General features: G+C 60.8%; 14 protein-coding genes. 5 read left to right on the plus strand and 9 right to left on the minus strand.

The window, feature by feature from the left end; genetic code table 11:
- Nucleotides 1–923: 923 nt before the first annotated feature.
- The 5 genes from DXB44_RS06090 to DXB44_RS06110 all read left to right on the plus strand — a co-directional run bounded on the left by DXB44_RS06090 (nt 924) and on the right by DXB44_RS06110 (nt 4,329).
- Entirely contained in the window at nt 924–1,139 is a 216-nt protein-coding gene (locus DXB44_RS06090; RefSeq protein ID WP_005927389.1) for a FeoA family protein, read from the plus strand.
- A 52-nt stretch (nt 1,140–1,191) separates the two neighbouring features.
- Complete coding sequence (locus DXB44_RS06095) at nt 1,192–1,413, plus strand: FeoA family protein (protein WP_005927392.1); 222 nt, start codon at nt 1,192–1,194, stop codon at nt 1,411–1,413.
- Nucleotides 1,414–1,443: 30 nt separating this feature from the next.
- On the plus strand, nt 1,444–3,630 hold the full coding sequence (gene feoB / locus DXB44_RS06100; protein ID WP_118658096.1) for a ferrous iron transport protein B: 2,187 nt from the start codon (nt 1,444–1,446) through the stop codon (nt 3,628–3,630).
- Nucleotides 3,631–3,654: 24 nt separating this feature from the next.
- Nucleotides 3,655–3,810 (plus strand): FeoB-associated Cys-rich membrane protein, encoded by a 156-nt coding sequence (locus DXB44_RS06105; protein WP_117554208.1) that lies wholly within the window; start codon nt 3,655–3,657, stop codon nt 3,808–3,810.
- A 135-nt stretch (nt 3,811–3,945) separates the two neighbouring features.
- Complete coding sequence (locus tag DXB44_RS06110; RefSeq protein ID WP_118658097.1) at nt 3,946–4,329, plus strand: MarR family transcriptional regulator; 384 nt, start codon at nt 3,946–3,948, stop codon at nt 4,327–4,329.
- Nucleotides 4,330–4,412: 83 nt separating this feature from the next.
- Here the strand turns inward: DXB44_RS06110 and DXB44_RS06115 are convergent, their stop codons facing one another.
- The 9 genes from DXB44_RS06115 to tig all read right to left on the minus strand — a co-directional run bounded on the left by DXB44_RS06115 (nt 4,413) and on the right by tig (nt 16,995).
- The gene (locus tag DXB44_RS06115; protein WP_118658098.1) at nt 4,413–5,465 is read right to left on the minus strand and encodes a GDSL-type esterase/lipase family protein; all 1,053 of its coding nucleotides are present in this window, start codon (nt 5,463–5,465) and stop codon (nt 4,413–4,415) included.
- A 144-nt stretch (nt 5,466–5,609) separates the two neighbouring features.
- Entirely contained in the window at nt 5,610–7,433 is a 1,824-nt protein-coding gene (locus DXB44_RS06120) for a class I adenylate-forming enzyme family protein (RefSeq protein ID WP_243111052.1), read from the minus strand.
- Nucleotides 7,434–7,866: 433 nt separating this feature from the next.
- Nucleotides 7,867–8,799 (minus strand): ABC transporter ATP-binding protein, encoded by a 933-nt coding sequence (locus tag DXB44_RS06130; protein WP_118658100.1) that lies wholly within the window; start codon nt 8,797–8,799, stop codon nt 7,867–7,869.
- A gap of 1 nt (nt 8,800) precedes the next feature.
- Entirely contained in the window at nt 8,801–9,850 is a 1,050-nt protein-coding gene (locus DXB44_RS06135) for an ABC transporter ATP-binding protein (protein ID WP_118658101.1), read from the minus strand.
- A gap of 12 nt (nt 9,851–9,862) precedes the next feature.
- The gene (locus DXB44_RS06140) at nt 9,863–10,885 is read right to left on the minus strand and encodes an ABC transporter permease (RefSeq protein ID WP_118658102.1); all 1,023 of its coding nucleotides are present in this window, start codon (nt 10,883–10,885) and stop codon (nt 9,863–9,865) included.
- The gene (locus DXB44_RS06145) at nt 10,885–11,826 is read right to left on the minus strand and encodes an ABC transporter permease (RefSeq protein ID WP_118658103.1); all 942 of its coding nucleotides are present in this window, start codon (nt 11,824–11,826) and stop codon (nt 10,885–10,887) included. The genes DXB44_RS06140 and DXB44_RS06145 overlap by 1 nt, the downstream gene beginning before the upstream one ends.
- A gap of 570 nt (nt 11,827–12,396) precedes the next feature.
- Complete coding sequence (locus DXB44_RS06155) at nt 12,397–14,424, minus strand: ABC transporter substrate-binding protein (protein ID WP_243111054.1); 2,028 nt, start codon at nt 14,422–14,424, stop codon at nt 12,397–12,399.
- A 278-nt stretch (nt 14,425–14,702) separates the two neighbouring features.
- Nucleotides 14,703–16,016 carry a 4Fe-4S dicluster domain-containing protein gene (locus tag DXB44_RS06160; protein WP_118658105.1) on the minus strand — a complete coding sequence of 438 codons (1,314 nt, stop codon included), beginning with the start codon at nt 16,014–16,016 and terminating at the stop codon, nt 14,703–14,705.
- A gap of 4 nt (nt 16,017–16,020) precedes the next feature.
- Nucleotides 16,021–16,995, minus strand: coding sequence for a trigger factor (gene tig, locus DXB44_RS06165; RefSeq protein WP_118658106.1), 975 nt, complete (start codon nt 16,993–16,995; stop codon nt 16,021–16,023).
- Nucleotides 16,996–17,022 lie beyond the last annotated feature (27 nt).

Genomic DNA, 17,022 nt, shown 5'->3' on the forward strand with positions numbered 1-17,022 from the left:
ATGGGAAACGGCATTTGCAGCGCCGCTTTCTGCGAAAGCGCGGCGCTGCGGGGAAAGCACTGCTTGGCGCGAGCGGGCTGAACCCTCTCCGTCACGGCTTGCGCCGTGCCACCTCCCCCGAAAGGGGGAGGTTTTGCTCTACTTACCGGAAGGTGCCGAAAAGCTCCCCCTTGGGGGAGCTGTCGCGCAGCGACTGAGGGGCTATAAATGGAGAAGCGAAAAAAGCGTTAAAGCGATAGCGCCGACTGGCGCAGCGCTAGCTTTTTTGTGCTTCGACTTCTTCTTTAGGATTGTCAAGGGCGTGTAGCCCTTGGCCCGTTGTGGGGTGGGTGGAGTCCAGAGGTAGGGAGGGGGGAGGCGGGACACCCCTCCCTACCTCTGGCCCAGCGGAGCGTCCCTGCACGTTTGCGGCAAGCAGAAAGGCACTCCCGCAGTGATGACTGGGGGAGTTCAGCGGACTGAACCCTCTCCGTCTTTGCTTCGCAAATCCACCTCCCCCGAAAGGGGGAGGTTTTGCTCTACTTACCGGAAGGAGCCGAAAAGCTCCCCCTGAGAGGAAAGACTTCCCCCGCTCCGGGGGAAGATGTCGCGTAGCGACAAAAGGGGGAATCTGGCATCGAGCGCAGCGAGATGACTGAGAGGGTTCTTCTCCGTCACCCTGCCCTATAAAATGGCAAAACGACCCCCTGAAAATGTAAACAATGGCTAACTTTACCTCAAAAAACAGAGTTAGTCATTGATGATTTTGATAAAAATGCAGGGCGATACCGGCATAAAATTTGTTTGTTCATATAAACTAACCATGAGATATGAAAAATCTATTGACAAGTTGGGGTTAGCAGCGGTAAACTGTCTACGCTGATAGTTACGGCTGACTAACCACCGCAGCATCACATATTTTTCAAGGGAAGGGGAGCACAGCGATGATGCCTTTGACGATGACAAAAGCAGGCGAGACCGTCACCATCCGCAGGATCAGCGGCAAGGACGAGGTGCGGCTGCATCTGGCCGAGCTGGGGTTCGTGGTTGGCAGCGAGGTGACCGTGGTCAACGAGATCGCGGGCAACCTGATCGTGCAGGTCAAGCAGAGCCGGCTGGCACTGGATAAGACCATGGCAAGCCGCATCATGGTGGACTGAGGCAGCGCCTTCCCGGTGCTGCATGAAATACTGCAAGGGAGGAACGAGTACGATGAAAACACTGAAAGACGTAAAGGTGGGCGAGACCGCCACCGTGGCACGGCTGCACGGCGAAGGCCCGGTGAAGCGCCGCATCATGGATATGGGCATCACCAAGGGGGTGCAGATCTATGTGCGCAAGGTGGCGCCGCTGGGCGACCCCATGGAGCTGACCGTGCGCAACTACGAGCTGAGCGTGCGCAAGGCCGACGCTGAGATGATCGAAGTGGTCTGATACGACCAAAAGGGAGGAAAGGTATCCGCAATGAGCATTAAAATTGCACTGGCCGGCAACCCGAACTGCGGCAAAACGACCCTGTTCAACAACCTGACCGGCTCCAACCAGTATGTGGGCAACTGGCCCGGCGTGACCGTGGAAAAAAAGGAAGGCAAACTCAAGGGTGACAAGGACGTTGTCATTCAGGATCTGCCCGGCATCTACTCGCTGTCCCCCTACACGCTGGAAGAAGTGGTCTCCCGTACTTACCTTGTGAAGGAGAAGCCCGACGCCATCCTGAACATCATCGACGGCACCAACATTGAGCGCAACCTGTACCTGACCACCCAGCTGATCGAGCTGGGCATCCCGGTGGTCATGGCTGTGAACATGATCGACTTGGTGCGCAAGAACGGCGATAAGATCGACCTGAAGAAGCTGAGCGCAGAGCTGGGCTGTCAGGCAGTGGAGATCAGCGCCCTGAAGGGCGAGGGCACCGAGGCCGCCGCCAAGGCTGCGGTAGCCGCCGCCAAGGCCGGCAAGACCGGCGAGCTGCCCCATGTGTTCACCGGCAGCGTGGAGCACGCCATTGCCCACATTGAGGAGAGCATTCAGGGCAAGGTGGATGACCGTTTCCTGCGCTGGTACGCCGTCAAGCTGTTCGAGCGGGACGACAAGGTGCTGGAAGAGCTGAAGCTGGACAAGGCACTGGTGGACCACATCGACGAGCACATTCAGGACTGCGAAAAAGAGATGGACGATGACGCCGAGAGCATCATCACCAACCAGCGCTATGCCTACATCAACACCGTGGTGGGCAAGGCAGTCAAGAAGAAGGCCCGCGTGGAGCACCTGACCGTTTCCGATAAGATCGACCGGATCGTTACCAACCGTGTGCTGGCACTGCCCATCTTTGCAGTGGTGATGTACCTGATGTACTCCCTGTCCATGGGCACCTCCATTGCGGACGGCGGCTGGGCCATCGGTACCTTTGCCACCGACTGGACCAACGATGTGCTGTTTGGCGAGATCGTTCCCAATGCGCTGGGCGGCTTTTTGGAGAGCATCGGCGTGGCTGGCTGGCTGTACGGCCTGATCATGGACGGCATCGTGGCAGGCGTGGGCGCAGTGCTGGGCTTTGTGCCCCAGATGCTGGTGCTGTTCTTCCTGCTGTCCATTCTGGAGGACGTGGGCTATATGTCCCGCGTGGCCTTTATCATGGACCGTATCTTCCGCAAGTTCGGCCTTTCCGGCAAGAGCTTTATCCCGGTGCTGGTGGGCACCGGCTGCGGCGTGCCGGGCGTTATGGCAAGCCGTACCATCGAGAACGAGCGTGACCGCCGCATGACCATCATGACCACCTGCTTTATCCCCTGCGGCGCAAAGATGCCCATCATCGGCCTGATCGCCGGTGCACTGTTCGGCGGCTCCTCGCTGGTGGCAGTGTCTGCCTACTTCATCGGCATGGCAGCCATCATCTGCTCCGGCATCATGCTGAAAAAGACCAAGCTCTTCGCAGGTGATCCCGCTCCCTTCGTCATGGAGCTGCCCGCCTACCATGTGCCCGCATGGGGCAACGTGCTGCGGGCAACTTGGGAGCGCGGCTGGTCCTTCATCAAGCGCGCAGGCTCTGTGATTTTGCTCGCTACCGTCATCCTGTGGTTTATGCAGGGCTTCGGCTTCGAGAACGGTGCCTTCGGTATGGTCGAGGATCAGGACAACTCCGTGCTGGCTGCTATCGCTACCAAGGTCGCATGGATCTTTGCACCTCTGGGCTTCGGCAACTGGCGTGCAACCGTCGCTTCCGTCTCCGGCCTGATTGCAAAGGAGAACGTGGTTGGTACCTTCGGTGTTCTGTATCACTTCGGCGGCGAGCTGTCTGAGAACGGCGACGAGATCTGGGCTGCTGTTGCGAAGGACTACACCGCTCTGTCGGCTTACGCCTTCATGATCTTCAACCTGCTGTGTGCCCCCTGCTTCGCTGCTATGGGCGCCATCAAGCGCGAGATGAATAACGGCAAGTGGACGGCCATCGCCATTGGTTACATGTGTGCTCTGGCTTACTGCTCTGCGCTGGTGGTGTATCAGCTGGGCGGCCTTATCACCGGCGAGGTGCACTTCGGCCTGTTCACCGTGGTGGCTGTTGTGGTGCTGGCAGCGTTTATCTACCTGATGGTGCGCCCCAACAAGTACGCCGACAACAACGAAGTAAAGCTGGATACTTCCCGCATCTGATAGAAATGAAAGGGTGTGTACTGTATGACGGAATTTATTGCAACAAACTTTAATCTGCCCACCATCATCGTGGCAGCGCTGGTGTTCGGCGCGCTGGGCTGGGTCGTATGGCACACCCACAAGCACGGCGGCGGCTGCAGCTGCGGCGGCGATTGCAGCCACTGCAAGGGCTGCCACTGAGCACTGAACTAATAAGCACTGAACCGCAAGGAGCGCGGGCTGAAACTCTCGGCTCGCGCTCCTTTTTAGTTAAAACAAAGTTAGCTTATGATAACACCGGGCAGGCCCCGGCGCGTAAAAAGGAGAGTGACCGGTATGCAGCTGACCGCAGCGCATCTGCGCTATCTGCTGGCCATCTACGAGGTAAGCCGCACCCATCTGGACATCAGCTCCCGCAGCATTGCGGAAAAGCTGGGGGTGACAAAGCCCTCGGTGGTGCGCATTTTGAACCTGCTCATGGAGCAGGGCATGATCGTAAAGGAGTACTACGGTAAAATTTACCTGACCGACCGCGGCATCTGGGTGGCAAAGCGGGTGCAGCAGGAGCTGGACGCCATTCTGGCGCACTTTCCGCCGGTGAGCGGGGAACTGACCGGCGAGGAGCAGTGGAACGCCGCCCTTGCCATGACCAGCGCTTTGCCCCAGCGCCTTTTTACCGCCGACTATGAGCGGATGGTGGAAGAGGAGGACCCCGCATAATGCACCGAAAATGTGCGATTTTTGGGACGATGAGACAGCAAAAACCGGGCAGCCCGCGGGCTGCCCGGTTTTTGCGTATCCTTTTATTTCTTAACCGCCCGCAGGATGCGGTTGGCGATGTACTTATGCCCGCTCACGGTGGGGTGGGCATCGGTGGCGGTCATGGCAAAGGGGATGGGCACATAGGTCACGTTCTCGTTCTGGGCGGCAAGGCTCTTGCCAAGGGCGTTCAGCCGCCGGAACAGCTGCGTCCACTCCGGCAGTAGAGGCACGGGGTTGGTGTAGCCTACAAGGATGATTTGTGCGTCCGGGTTCAGCGCCCGCAGCTGGGCCACCACCTGCGGCATGTTGACGGCGGCGTCCTGATACGCCTGCTCGCAGATAGCGTCGGTGCCGCCGCCCAGCAAAAGCTGGGTAGTGGCTTTGCGCTCCTCGCGGGTAAGCCGCAGGCGGGAAAGGCCGCTGTTCAGCCGCTGCAAATTCTCAAAGCTGGGGGTACGCAGCACGCCGCTGATGAGGGTGGCTACCAGCTGCTCGCTTTTCCAGTTGGTGGCGTTGCCCAGCGCCACAAGGGCGGGTACCAGCGCATCGTTGGAGCCGACCTGCACGCTGATGATATCCGCACGCCGGATATAGTCCAGCATCTGGGGGTAGACGTAGTAGGTGCCCGCCAGCTGGTTCATTTTGGGCATTGCACCGGTGCGCAGCATATCCACAAGGTCGCCGGTGGTCAGCCCGGGCAGGCCGAGATCGATGGCGTGCTGACGGTCCAGTCCAAGCCCCTTGCCCACTAGCGAAACATAGCACTGCTCCGGGTAACCCTCAAAGTTTGCGGCCACGTCCATGCCGATGGCGGCTTCGGTGTACTTGAAATCCGGCAGACCTACGCCGGAAACGATGCTGTCGCCCAGCGCCACATAGGTGCGCTGAGGGTCGGCGGCAGGGGGTTCTGCGTCTGGGGCGGGCTGGGCAGTCTCCGCTGTCGGGGACGGAACATCCGCAGGGGCGGTCTGCACCTGCGCGGCGGGGGCATCCTCCGGCGGCAGGGCATCGGGCTGCTGGGCGAAGGCGGGCACAGCCAGCAGCACCAGCGCAGCGGCGCTGCACAGCCATGCGGTAAAACGGGGATGTTTCATGGATGATTCCTTCTTTCTCAAGGGCAGTGGGACGATTTGGAATGCGCGCCGCGCTCGCTTTGCGCATATTCAGCGGAAAGATTATTTTTATTTTGCGTTTGTCGCGCTCTGCGGAGCGCTCCAAACGAATTTTCACGGGAGTGTTCACCCCACCTCTTCTTCCAGTTTGCGGTAGTCGGCCTTGCCGGCGGGGGTCATGGGCATTTCGGGGATGATCTTATAGGCCGAGGAGGCGGGCTGCACATACTCCGGCAGCTCCTCGCGGCACAGCTGGCGCAGCTCCCGCAGGATCTGGCGCTTTTTGCCGGTGGCGGCAGGGTCCAGCACCACAAAAACGAAGGGCAGACGTCCCTGGGTGTGGTCGGTATCGGCGCAGCCCACCACGCAGCACTGCTGCACGGCAGGGTGGCGGCTGATGACGTTTTCGATCATGGAGGGGAACACCTTGAAGCCGTCGTGCCGGATGATGATGCGCTTGATGCGGGCATCCAGATACACAAAGCCGTCCTCGTCCATGGAACCGATATCGCCGGTGTGCGCCCACAGCTGGCCGTCGGCGTGGCGGCGCAGCAGATAGGCGGTCTCCTCGGGCTTGTTGTAGTAGCCCTTCATGGCGGTGGGGGTGCAGATGCAGATCTCGCCGCGCTGACCGATGGGCAGCTCGGTCTCGGTGCCCGGCTCGAAAATGGAGACCACCGTGTTGACCATGGGGATGCCCACGCTGCCGGGCTTTGTCACGTTGCCGGCGGCAATGGTAGCTGCCGAGGATACCTCGGTCATGCCGTAGCCCTTTGCCAGCGGGTACTCCACCCCGTGGGCTTTGAGGAACTGGTTCACCGTCTGCTCCGCGCCCAGCGAGAGGGAGTCGCCGCCGGCGGCGTAGTTGCGGATGAAGGAGAGGTCTTTGTTTTTCAGCAGCGGGTCGGCGGCCAGCTGCTGGTAGTGAGTGGGCACGCCGAACATGTGCGCGGGCTTATACTTCCACACCAGTGCGCCCAGCTTATCCGGGTCCAGATTGGGGATGATGATGACGTGCAGCCCCATGACCAGCGGCATGTGGATGCCGCAGCTGTAACCGTAGGCGATGAAGGGCGGCATCACGTTCAGCATCTTCTGTCCGCGGTGGAACAGGCGGCTCTGGGCGGCAAACTCCTGCGCAAGGGCGTTGAAGCAGTAGTCGGTCAGCATAACGCCCTTGGGCGAGCCGGTGGTGCCGCCGGTGTGCACCACCACGCAGGTGTGCTGGGGGTCGTAGGGCGCGGCGGCGGGGCTGTGCCCCTTGCCTGCGGCCATAAAGTCCTTCCAGCGCAGCACGTTGGAGGCGTAGCGGTTTTTATCCGGGTTGGTCAGCTTGTAGCCCACGGCCTTGGCCAGCGGCAGGCTGTCGGCGGGGCTGAGCACCACCACCCGCTCCACGCTGGTGCGCTTTGCGGCCTGATGGCAGCGGGGGTACACCACGTTCAGGCAGATGAGCAGGCGGGACTCCACCTCCTCGATGTACTCCCGGATGCCCTCGGTGCTGTACCGGGGGTCCACCAGATTCAGGGTAGCGCCCAGCAGGTCGGCGGCGTAGAAGGCGTAGACCACCTCCGGGGTCATCACGCTGACCACCGTGATGATATCGCCCTTTTTCACCCCCAGCGCCTGCAGGGCGGCGGCGGTCTTTTTGACCTGCACGATCAGGTCGGCATAGCTGAACTTGCGGCCGTAGTATTCCAGCGCGGTGTCGCCCAGATGCCGCTCGTTGTTGCGGCAGATCAGCTCAAAGGCCGAGCACTCCGGCACGGTCTGGTGGATGTACTTTTCCTCATAATACTTCAGCCATGGCTTTGCCTTGGAGGCATAGACCGGCTGCTTGGTGGTTTCCGTCATAGGATCAAAACCTTTCTTCACTTTTTTCTTCTTTTCTCTTTTCAGGTCTGCTGCCCGGCGCAGCGGCTGCGGCAGACAAAAAAGGCAGCTTGCCATAGTGGAAAGCTGCCGGGATGCTGCTGCATCAGAGAAGGCAAAACCTCTCATTCAGTATTGTAGTAGAACCGCAGGGGAAAGTCAATAAACAAACCGTGCAACCCACGGAAATCAATTTCCCGCTGAAGGCTTCCCCCGGTGGGTGAAGGCTTCAGCGGCAGTGGGAAAGTTCCCGGGCGCGCCAAAGGCTCCCTCCCCGAGGGAGCTGGCAAAGCCGTCAGGCTTTGACTGAGGGAGTTTAGCCCGCTGAAAGGCTGCAAAAACCTTTCCCCGCAGCGCCGCGCTTTCGCAGAAAGCGGCGCTGCAAATGCCACTTCCCATTACGACCCCTCCCGTGAAAATGCAAAGCCGGAGCGTCCGCAGACGCTCCGGCTTTGCTCTATTAAAAATAATCTTTCCGCTGAATATGGCCAGAGCGCCAGCGGAGGCCATTCTAAATCGTCCCGCTCCCGGCAAGCCACTTTTCCGCCTCGGCGTCATTGCACAGCACCCAATGGCGCGGGCGCAATTCCCGCCACGCGGGGGGTGCTGTGGTGTAGTCGTGCATGGCGGGGTCGTAGACCAGCAGCTTTTTCTCCCGCTCCCGGCGCGGGTCTGGCATGGGAATGGCAGACAGCAGGCTGCGGGTGTAGGGGTGCAGCGGGTGGGTGACCAGCTCCTCGGCGTCCGCCAGTTCCAGAATATTGCCCTTGCGGATGACGGCAATGCGATCGGAAATGTAACGCATCACCGAAAGGTCGTGGGCGATGAACAGGTAGGTGATGCCGCGCTGCTTTTGCAGCTGGCGCAGCAGGTTGAGCACCTGCGCCCGGATGGACATATCCAGTGCGCTGATGGGCTCGTCCGCCACGATGAACTCCGGTTCTACGATGAGTGCCCGGGCAATGCCGATGCGCTGGCGCTGCCCGCCGGAAAATTCGTGGGGGAAGCGGCTGGCAAACTCCGGCAGCAGGCCTACGTCCAAAAGCGCCTGCCGCACCTTCTCCTCCCGCTGCGCGGCGCTCAGCTCCGGGCGCACGTTCTGCAAGCCCTCGCCCACGATGTAGCTTACCTTGGCGCGCTCGTTCAGGGAGGATTGCGGGTCCTGAAAGATCATCTGGATTTCCCGGGTGAGCTGCCTGTCCAGCGCGCGGGAAATTTTGCCGTTGATGCGTTGACCTTTGTATAAAATCTCGCCGCCGGTGGTGGGCAAAATGCGCAGAATGGCGCGGCCGATGGTGGTCTTGCCGCTGCCGCTCTCGCCCACAAGACCGAAGGTCTCGCCCTTATAGATGGTAAAGCTGGCGTTCTGCACCGCAGAGTAGGCTTTGCGCCCGCTGCCGTAGGTCACCTGCAAATTTTTTACTTCCAGTAACGGCTCTGCCATATCACAGCCCCTCCTTTTGCAGCTTTTTCACCGCAGCGGGCGGCTCGATGTGGGGCGCGCGGGGGTCCAGCAGCCATGTGCGCGCCTTATGGGTGGGCGATACCGCAAAGTAGGGCGGGCGCTTGACAAAATCGATCTTGAGCGCCTGCGGGTTGCGGGGCGCAAAGGCGTCGCCGCGTATCTCGGCAAACAGGTTGGGCGGCGTGCCCGGGATGCTGAACAGGTCCTGCCCCTTCACGCCCATCTGGGGCATACTGGATAGCAGCGCCCATGTGTAGGGGTGGCGGGGGTCGTAGTAAATTTCGTCCGCTGTGCCGATCTCCACGATGTCGCCCGCGTACATCACCGCCACCCGGTCGGCAAGGTTTGCCACCACGCCAAGGTCGTGGGTGATGAGCACGATGGTCAAGTGGTATTTTTCCCGCATCTGCCGCAGCAGCTGTAAAATTTGCGCCTGAATGGTCACATCCAGCGCGGTGGTGGGCTCGTCGCAGAGCAATATTTTCGGGTTGCACGCCAGCGCAATGGCAATGACCACCCGCTGCCGCATGCCGCCGGAGAACTCGTGGGGATACTGCTTGTACCGCAGCGCAGGGTCGGAGATGCCCACGTCCCGCAGGTATTCCAGCGTCTTTTCCCGCGCAGCAGCGCCCTTTAAGCCCTGATGCAGGGTGACGGCCTCGGTGATCTGCTCGCCGATGGTCTTGAGCGGGTTCAGGCTGGTCATGGGGTCCTGCATCACCATGGCGATCTCCCGCCCGCGGACGGTGAGCCACTCTTTTTCAGTCCTGAGCGCCGCAAGGTGCAGCGGGGCGCAGCCGGGCGTGGGGTAGTAGTCGATGCTGCCGCCGGTGATGCTGCCGTTCGCGTCCAAAAGGCCCATAAAGCTTTTGGTGAACACACTTTTGCCGGAGCCGCTCTCGCCCACAAGGGCCAGCACCTCGCCCCGGTAAAGGTCGAGGTCGATGTCCCGGATGGCGTGCAGGGTGCGCCCGCGCAGCCCGAACCGGATCTGCAAGCCGCGCACCGAGAGGATGGAATCTTGGGTCATGGGGGATCCTCCTTATTGCAGATGGTTCTTGGGGTCGGCGGCGTCCGAGAAGGCGTTGCCGATCAGGTAAAAGGCGATGGTGACAAAGCTTAGGATGAGGGTGGGGTACAGCAGCTGATACCGCAGCCCCGCCTGCATCATCACCTTGCGGCCATCGTTTACCAGATTGCCCAGCGAGGGGGTTTCCACCGAGAGCCCAAGGCCGATGTAGGTGATGAACACCTCGTTGCCGATGGCTTCCGGGATGGTAAGTGCCATGCGCAGCATGATGACCGAAACCAGATACGGCAGCAGGTTGCGCAGTACGATGCGCAGGGTGGGCGTACCGATGCAGCGGGAGGCGATGTTATAGTCCCGGTCGCGGATAATTAAAATCTGGTTGCGGATGAACCGCGCCATCTCGATCCACCCCTTGATGGACATGCCCAAGATCATCGTCCAGATGCTGGGGGTAGCCACATAGGAGATGAGGATGAGCACGATGGCGGTGGGGATGTTATCGAAGATGTTGTACAGCTCGGTGAACACAAAGTCCAGCCTGCGCACATAGCCCCACAGCACACCGGCGGTAATGCCCACGGCAGCTTCGATGACCGCCACGAAAAAGGCGATGGTCAGGCTGGTGCGCGCGCCCGCCCAGATGCGCGCCCACAGATCCTGTCCGATGGAGTTGGAGCCCCAGAGAAAGCCCTGCTGCCCCGGGGCGATGTTGCGGTACTGGATGCCGGTGGCGGGGTCTACGGCGCAAAAGTTTGGGTCTGCCTGCCCGGGCAGCAGCGGCTGCACAAAGGCGAACACCACCACCGCCGCCAGCGCTGCCAGCAGCGCCACGGCAAGCTTATTTTTAAAAAAGGCGCGGAAGGTGCTGCCCCAGTAGCTGTAACTGGTGCTGGCAGTGGCTTCGGCCTGCTGGCTGCTGAACCCGGCGGGGGTGAAAAGCTCCTCCTCCGGCAGGGTTGCCCACGCGGCGGGGCCGTCCTTTTGCAGGGCGTTCAGCTGCGCTTCCAGCTGACGGGAACACGCGCGTTTAAACATCAGCGGCCACCTTCCTTCCTGCCAAAATTGATGCGGGGGTCAATGAGCACCATCAGGATATCGCCCAGTATCAGCCCCACGATGCCCACGCAGGCGTACAGCAGTACGATGCCCTGCACCATGGTGTTGTCGTGGCGCTGCACACAGGTGACCAGCAGCCCGCCCATTCCGGGGATGCTGTACAGGCTCTCGATGTAGATGGAGCCCACCACGGTATTGAGAAACGCCGAGGGGATATACTGCACCAGCGGCACCATGGCATTGCGGAACACATGATGCAGCGCGATATCCCGCCCGCACACGCCCTTGGCGCGGGCAAGGCGAACGTAGTCCTTGTTGCTTTCGTCCACCATGTAGCGGCGCAGCCACATGGCGTAAAAGGCAAGGTTTGCAAGGCTCATGCTGCACACCGGCAGCACCCAGTACCGCCAGTTTGCGGCGTTGAAAAGCAGCCCCACGCCCACCGCCGCCGTGCCGTACATCTGGATGTACAAAAAGTACACCGCAGCGGGCACAGCCTGGATCAGCACGATGAGCGCCGTGCCCAGCTTATCCGGCCAGCGGCCCTTGTACTGCCCCATCACAAGCCCCAGCGGGATGCCCAGCACAAGGCTGAGCAGCATGGCCAGCACGCCCATCTGGATGGAGATGGGCAGCTTCTGCGCCAATATCTGGGTGACCGGAGCGTTTACCTTGTAGATATGGCTCACCCCAAGGTCGCCGTGCAAAGCGTTTTTCCAAAAGCGCCCCACCTGCACCGGCAGAGGGTCCAAAAGACCCATAGCCTGCAGCCCGGCCTGAATCTGCGCCTCGGACATTTTTTCGTAGTTTGCAAAGTAGCCTTCCACCGGCATGAGCCGCAGCAGACAGAACACCAGCGTCACGATGATAAACAGCGTCAGCACCGAGCGCCCGATGCGCTTTGCAAGATATTGCACCATGGTGTGCACCTCTCTTTTTACTTGAAATACCGATAGATATAGCATACCGCAAATTGCCCTTTTTGGGAAGTGCTTTGTGGTTTTTTGCGGGAAAATGGGGAGAGGGACGATTTTGAATGGCCTCCGCTATGCTCTGGCCATGTTCAGCGGAAAGAATATTTATAATTTCGCGTTTGTCGCGCTCTGCGGAGCGCTCCAAACGCTATTTTCACAGGTGGGGTCGTAGCCGGGAGCGGCAGCTCTTCGGGGAACAAACCCTCTCAGTCCGCTCCCGTTGGTCGCGTCCAGCTCCCCCGAAGGGGGAGCTTTTTGCCATCTCCCGGTCAGTAGAGCAAAACCTCCCCCTTTCGGGGGAGGTGGCATCGCGTAGCGATGACGGAGAGGGTTTGCCCGCTCCCCGCAGCGCCGCCGCTTCCGCAGGAAGCAGGCGCTGCAAATGCAGTTGATCGTTACGACCCCACCCGTGAAAATGCAAAGCCGGAGCGTCCGCAGACGCTCCGGCTTTGCTCTATTAAAAATATTCTTTCCGCTATTTATGCGCAGAGCAACGCGGAGCGCATTTAAATCGTTTTACCGTGCATCCCGGTTGGCGTTATACTCGTCCATGGAAACGTAGTGGTCGAGGATATGGATGCCCTTCAGGCGGTTCGAGGAGAAGCCGGTGGGGGCGTACTGTCCCTCCCACAGGTTCAGCCGGGTGGCGATGTAGGGCGGCACCGGCAGGCTGAGCGGGATGACCAGCGCATTCTCGATGAGGTACGCCTCGGCATCGGCAAAGGCGGCGTACCGGGCGTCGAGGTCGGCGGTGATGGCCTTGGCCTTTTCTACCATGTCCATGTAGGTCATGACATAGTCGGCGGTCTCACCGGTGATGATGCCGTCCTCTACGCCGGTGCGCAGAAAGGCGTAGCAGGTGCCCCGGTCGCCCGCCTCCTGATAGAAGGGGTACACCTCGGTCTCAGGGTCGGAGTAGTCCGCGCCCCAGTAGTAGGACATGAATTCGTAGGCACCCGCGCGGCGCACTGCGTTCAAAAAGTTATCGGACGGCCCCTGCGTAATAATAATATCCACAAAGTCGAAACCGTCGTTCAATACGCCCTCTACCTGCTGCTTGAACACCTGACACTGCTTGTCCCAGTCCACCACGGCGGGGTTGTAGGGGTACTGCACCTTAATGGGAAAGGTAGCCCCCCCAGCGGTCAGCTCCTGCACGGCGGCATCGCGGTACTGCTTGGCGGTGGCTTCGTTGAAGTGGTCGGTCACCTTGGCAAGCGCGCCGCATTCCGTATAGTCCACGCCCTTGCTGTCCGCGCAGAAGGAGGGCGGGGTGATGGTGTGCAGCTTGTAGTTTTCGTACCCTTCCGGTGCGGTGACCGCCAGCGTAACGGCGGGGTTGATGGCGTACAGGAACGCCTTGCGGAAGTTGGTGCTGTTCACCGCCTTGGCCCAGTTGTCCGGCTGGTACTGGGCATCCACGCCGGTGGTGTTCCAGTTGTGGAACTGGTGGGCGTAGGGCAGGAAGTTAAAGAAATAAAAGTAGCTCTTGCCGGTCTCCGGGCGCTCCATGGATACCATGTCCTTGGTGGTATCGTCTGCCAGCCAGCTGTCCAAAATGTCCGAGCTGATGGTGGCCTGATCGATCTCGCCGCGCCGCACCATCTCCGGGCCGCTGATGAGCGCCTCCTGATTGTAGATGTAGCGGATGGTGTCGATATAGACGCTGTCCTTATCGTAGTTTTCGGGGTTTTTCTTCATCACCCAGCTTTCCAGCGGGGTGTACTCCGCCAGATAGAACGCACCGCAGTTGCAGGCGGTCTCGGCGCTGGTGCAGAACTGGTCGCCCAGCTCCGCCAGCATGGGGCCGTAGGCAGGCTCAAAGGGGGCGTAGTTCAACAGGCTCAAAAAGCCCGGGAAGTCGTAGTTCAAGGTATAGGTCAGGGTGTGCTCGTCCACGGCAGCCACGCCCACGGAGGAAAAATCCACGGCGGGGCAGGTGGTGGTGCTGCCGTCGGCGGCGGTCACGGTGACGGTGCCTGCGGCGTCGATGGTGTAGGTGGTGCCGTCCTCGGCCACGGTGCCATTCTGGGCGTTGTTGCGCCAGACGCAGTAGTTATAGTAGTCCTCAGCCCCGGCCACATAGGGGGTGACCAGGCTGGCGGTGCCGGAGGCGTAGTCCGGGTTTAGCAGATAGGCCAGCGCGTCCACAAAGTCCTGCGCGGTCACGGGGCCAAGCACCGCGCCGGTATAGTCCACCCAGTTCTCGTCCCGCAGGTGGAAGGTCCATGTCAGGGTGTCGGCGTCCCAGTCCCAGCTGGTGGCAAGGCCTTCGCGGATCTTACCGCGGCTGTCGTACTCCACCAGTGTGTCCACGCAATGGGTGCCGTGGTACAGGTCCGGGTCGGCAGAGCAGATGAGATAATTCAGGGTGGCGGGCTGGCGGGCGTACAGCACAGTGTAGGTGGTGCTGTCGCCGGTTGCGGCAGTGCCGCCCGCAGCGGAGCCGCCGCAGCTGCTCAGCAGCCCGGCAGCAGCGGTGGAAAGGGCTGCCGCGCCGCCTGCCTTGAGGAACTGACGGCGGGAAAAAGCATGATGCATCATAAAAAACCTCTTTCGCTCTTTGTAAAAAAAGAGGCAACGGAACCACATCCGTTACCTCTCTGTAACAAGTCCATCGGCTACCAACGGTAACTTTAAGCCCAGTATAGCATTGTTTGGGCGCAACGTCAATCGGATTCCGCCGGGGCGGGGGCTGACCCCTCCCCGTGAAAATGCAATGCCGGAGCGTCCGCAGACGCTCCGGCATTGCTCTATTTAAAATAATTTTTCCGCTATTTATGCGCAAAGCAACGCGGAGCGCATTCCCAATCGTCCAGCTATTACTCGGAGCGCGGCGCTTCGAGACTGGGCGCAGCCACATTGGCAGGGGCTGCGCTCTGCCCGGCAGGGATGGTATCGGGCAGGGCGGCAGCTTCCACGGTCTGGGCAGCAGCAGTCTCTACGGTCGGGACGGCTTCCGCTGTGGTCTCGGCAGCGTTTTCCGCTGCCTTGGCGGCTTCCTCGGCGGCCTTGGCGGCGCGCTCGGCCTTCAGCTGTTCGGCGCGCAGACGCGCTTCCTCCTGCCGCTTCTGGGTGCGTGCCTTGATGCGGCACACCGAGCACAGTCCCTCGGCGCTGTCCGGGGCAATGGGCTTGCCGCACTGCTTGCACAGGGTCTTGGTGCACTTGTGCAGCACCACGGGGCCAAGGGTGGTAAGCTGGTACAGCTTCATGCCGTCAAAGCCCTTGTTGGAGCACACGTTCATGCACACACCGCACTCGCTGCACTTCCACGGGGTAAGCACCATGCGTGTCTGGCCGTTGGGCATCTCCTCGAATTTTAAAGCGTTGGCGCGGCAGGCTTTTTCGCACCGGCCGCAGCCAAAGCAGTTGTCGGTGAATTTGGGCATATAGTAGCCGTACTGCAGGGGCGTTTCCATGGCGGCTTTCAGCTGCTTTGTGCGCTGGTGCAGCAGCAGACGGAAGTCCACCCCGCTGTCCTCCTCGCTGCGCAGACCGGGCAGCATTTGCAGCAGCTTTTTGGTGCCGCTCTTGGAGCCGTGGCTCACCTGTTCCAGCATCTCGCGGCGGGTCAGCTCCTGCACATGGTAGGGGTACTCCTTTTCCTCATAAGCCAGCGAGAACCGCGCTTCGAACATCGGCTGACCGAAAAAGTCCACAAGGCGGGTCAGTTCCTTACGCAGCTGCTCGGCGCAAAGGTCGTTCTCGCACTGCCCGCAGGGGGTCAGGTCCAGCACGATCTTTTTGTTCAGCGCCAGATACGCCAGCGCTTCCCACGAGAGCGCACAGATGCAGCTGCGCACCACGGTGTTCTTGCGGCTGGACTTCTCACAGCCGATCCAGATGGTATCGTTGTCGGTGTCCGCTGCGGCGGTATCCCGCTGCACCTGCTCCGGCGAAGGCGCAATGCAGCCGCTGCGGCAGGCAGAAACGCACAGCCCGCAGTCGGTGCAGGGGTCCCAGTCCTTGACAAGGTTCGGGCGGGTAAAGATCTCCTCGCCGTATGGGCAGATGTCCTTGCAGGTCGTGCAGGGCTTGCGGTGAGGGTGCAAATTCCAGCACTGGCGGCGGTTGATCTCGGGATGGCTGGTCTTCATCAGGGCATCCATTGCAGTTCTGGTAAAAAAGCCCATGGTCTTACTCCTTTTCCACAACAGAGGTAAGGGCGGCGTGGTCGAGCAGGAAACGCTGCACCTTCTGGTTGGTCACGGCGGCGGCGATGGCGTCCCGGCTGAGCACCTTGCGGATCTCTTCTTCCGGGGTGTCGTGCAGCTTGGAAAGGCGGGCGATCTCGGCGTCCACCTCCTGCTGGGTCACGGTGATCTTTTCGGCTTCGGCAATGGCGCGCACTGCCAGCATTGCCCGCAGCTGGCGCTCGGCTTCCTTGCGGTAGCCCTTCCGCACCTGCTCCGGGGTCAGCCCGGCGCTCTTACAGTAGAGCTCCATGGTTATATGGCTCTTGCGCAGCCGCTGGCGCAGCTGGGTCATCTGGTATTCGGCGTTCTGCGCCAGCAGCTCTGCGGGCAGTTCCACGGTCAGGTTCGCGCCTGCCATATCCAGCAGCGCCGCCCCGGCAATGCGGTCGGCGTTGGCTTCGTGGGAAAGGCGCTTTTTCTCCCGCAGGCTCTCCCGCAGGGCTTCCAAGTCCGCAAAGCCCTGTGCCTTGGCAAAGGCATCGTCCACCGGGGGCACCTGCTTGCGCTCTACCGTGTGCAGGCAGAGCGCAAACTGCGCCGTCCTGCCGGAAAGCTCCGGCACCCGGAAGTCGGCGGGGTAGGTGAAGTCGAAGCGGAAAGTCTCGCCCGCGCAGTGGCCGTACACCGCTTCTTCTGCGGCGGGCATCAGCTGCCCGGTGCCCAGCACTACGGTCACATTTTCCATCCGGCTGTCCGGGATGGGTGCCCCCTCCAGAAAGCCCTCGAAATCCAGCGTGACACGCATCCCGCGGGCGGCGGGCGCGTCAGTGGGCACAAAGGGCGCGTGCACCCGCGCCATGTTGGCGATATCCGCGTCCACGGCCTTTTCCGATACCGGGCGCACCCGGCGGGTGAAGGCAAGCCCCTTGTACTGCCCTAAAGTGGCAGCGGGCATGGTGTTTGCAGTCTGTTCCATAGTCGAACACTCCTTTTATATAGCAAA

It is taken from the genome of Faecalibacterium sp. OM04-11BH, from assembly GCF_003482185.1.
Classification (GTDB): domain Bacteria; phylum Bacillota; class Clostridia; order Oscillospirales; family Ruminococcaceae; genus Faecalibacterium; species Faecalibacterium tardum.

Excerpts from the sequence above, each read along its gene's own strand:
- DXB44_RS06090 (WP_005927389.1), top strand. The coding sequence starts at position 924 with ATGATGCCTTTGACGATGACAAAAGCAGGCGAGACCGTCACCATCCGC.
- DXB44_RS06095 (WP_005927392.1), top strand. The coding sequence starts at position 1,192 with ATGAAAACACTGAAAGACGTAAAGGTGGGCGAGACCGCCACCGTGGCA.
- feoB (WP_118658096.1), top strand. The coding sequence starts at position 1,444 with ATGAGCATTAAAATTGCACTGGCCGGCAACCCGAACTGCGGCAAAACG.
- DXB44_RS06105 (WP_117554208.1), top strand. The coding sequence starts at position 3,655 with ATGACGGAATTTATTGCAACAAACTTTAATCTGCCCACCATCATCGTG.
- DXB44_RS06110 (WP_118658097.1), top strand. The coding sequence starts at position 3,946 with ATGCAGCTGACCGCAGCGCATCTGCGCTATCTGCTGGCCATCTACGAG.
- DXB44_RS06115 (WP_118658098.1), bottom strand. The coding sequence starts at position 5,465 with ATGAAACATCCCCGTTTTACCGCATGGCTGTGCAGCGCCGCTGCGCTG.
- DXB44_RS06120 (WP_243111052.1), bottom strand. The coding sequence starts at position 7,433 with ATGGCAAGCTGCCTTTTTTGTCTGCCGCAGCCGCTGCGCCGGGCAGCA.
- DXB44_RS06130 (WP_118658100.1), bottom strand. The coding sequence starts at position 8,799 with ATGGCAGAGCCGTTACTGGAAGTAAAAAATTTGCAGGTGACCTACGGC.
- DXB44_RS06135 (WP_118658101.1), bottom strand. The coding sequence starts at position 9,850 with ATGACCCAAGATTCCATCCTCTCGGTGCGCGGCTTGCAGATCCGGTTC.
- DXB44_RS06140 (WP_118658102.1), bottom strand. The coding sequence starts at position 10,885 with ATGTTTAAACGCGCGTGTTCCCGTCAGCTGGAAGCGCAGCTGAACGCC.
- DXB44_RS06145 (WP_118658103.1), bottom strand. The coding sequence starts at position 11,826 with ATGGTGCAATATCTTGCAAAGCGCATCGGGCGCTCGGTGCTGACGCTG.
- DXB44_RS06155 (WP_243111054.1), bottom strand. The coding sequence starts at position 14,424 with ATGATGCATCATGCTTTTTCCCGCCGTCAGTTCCTCAAGGCAGGCGGC.
- DXB44_RS06160 (WP_118658105.1), bottom strand. The coding sequence starts at position 16,016 with ATGGGCTTTTTTACCAGAACTGCAATGGATGCCCTGATGAAGACCAGC.
- tig (WP_118658106.1), bottom strand. The coding sequence starts at position 16,995 with ATGGAACAGACTGCAAACACCATGCCCGCTGCCACTTTAGGGCAGTAC.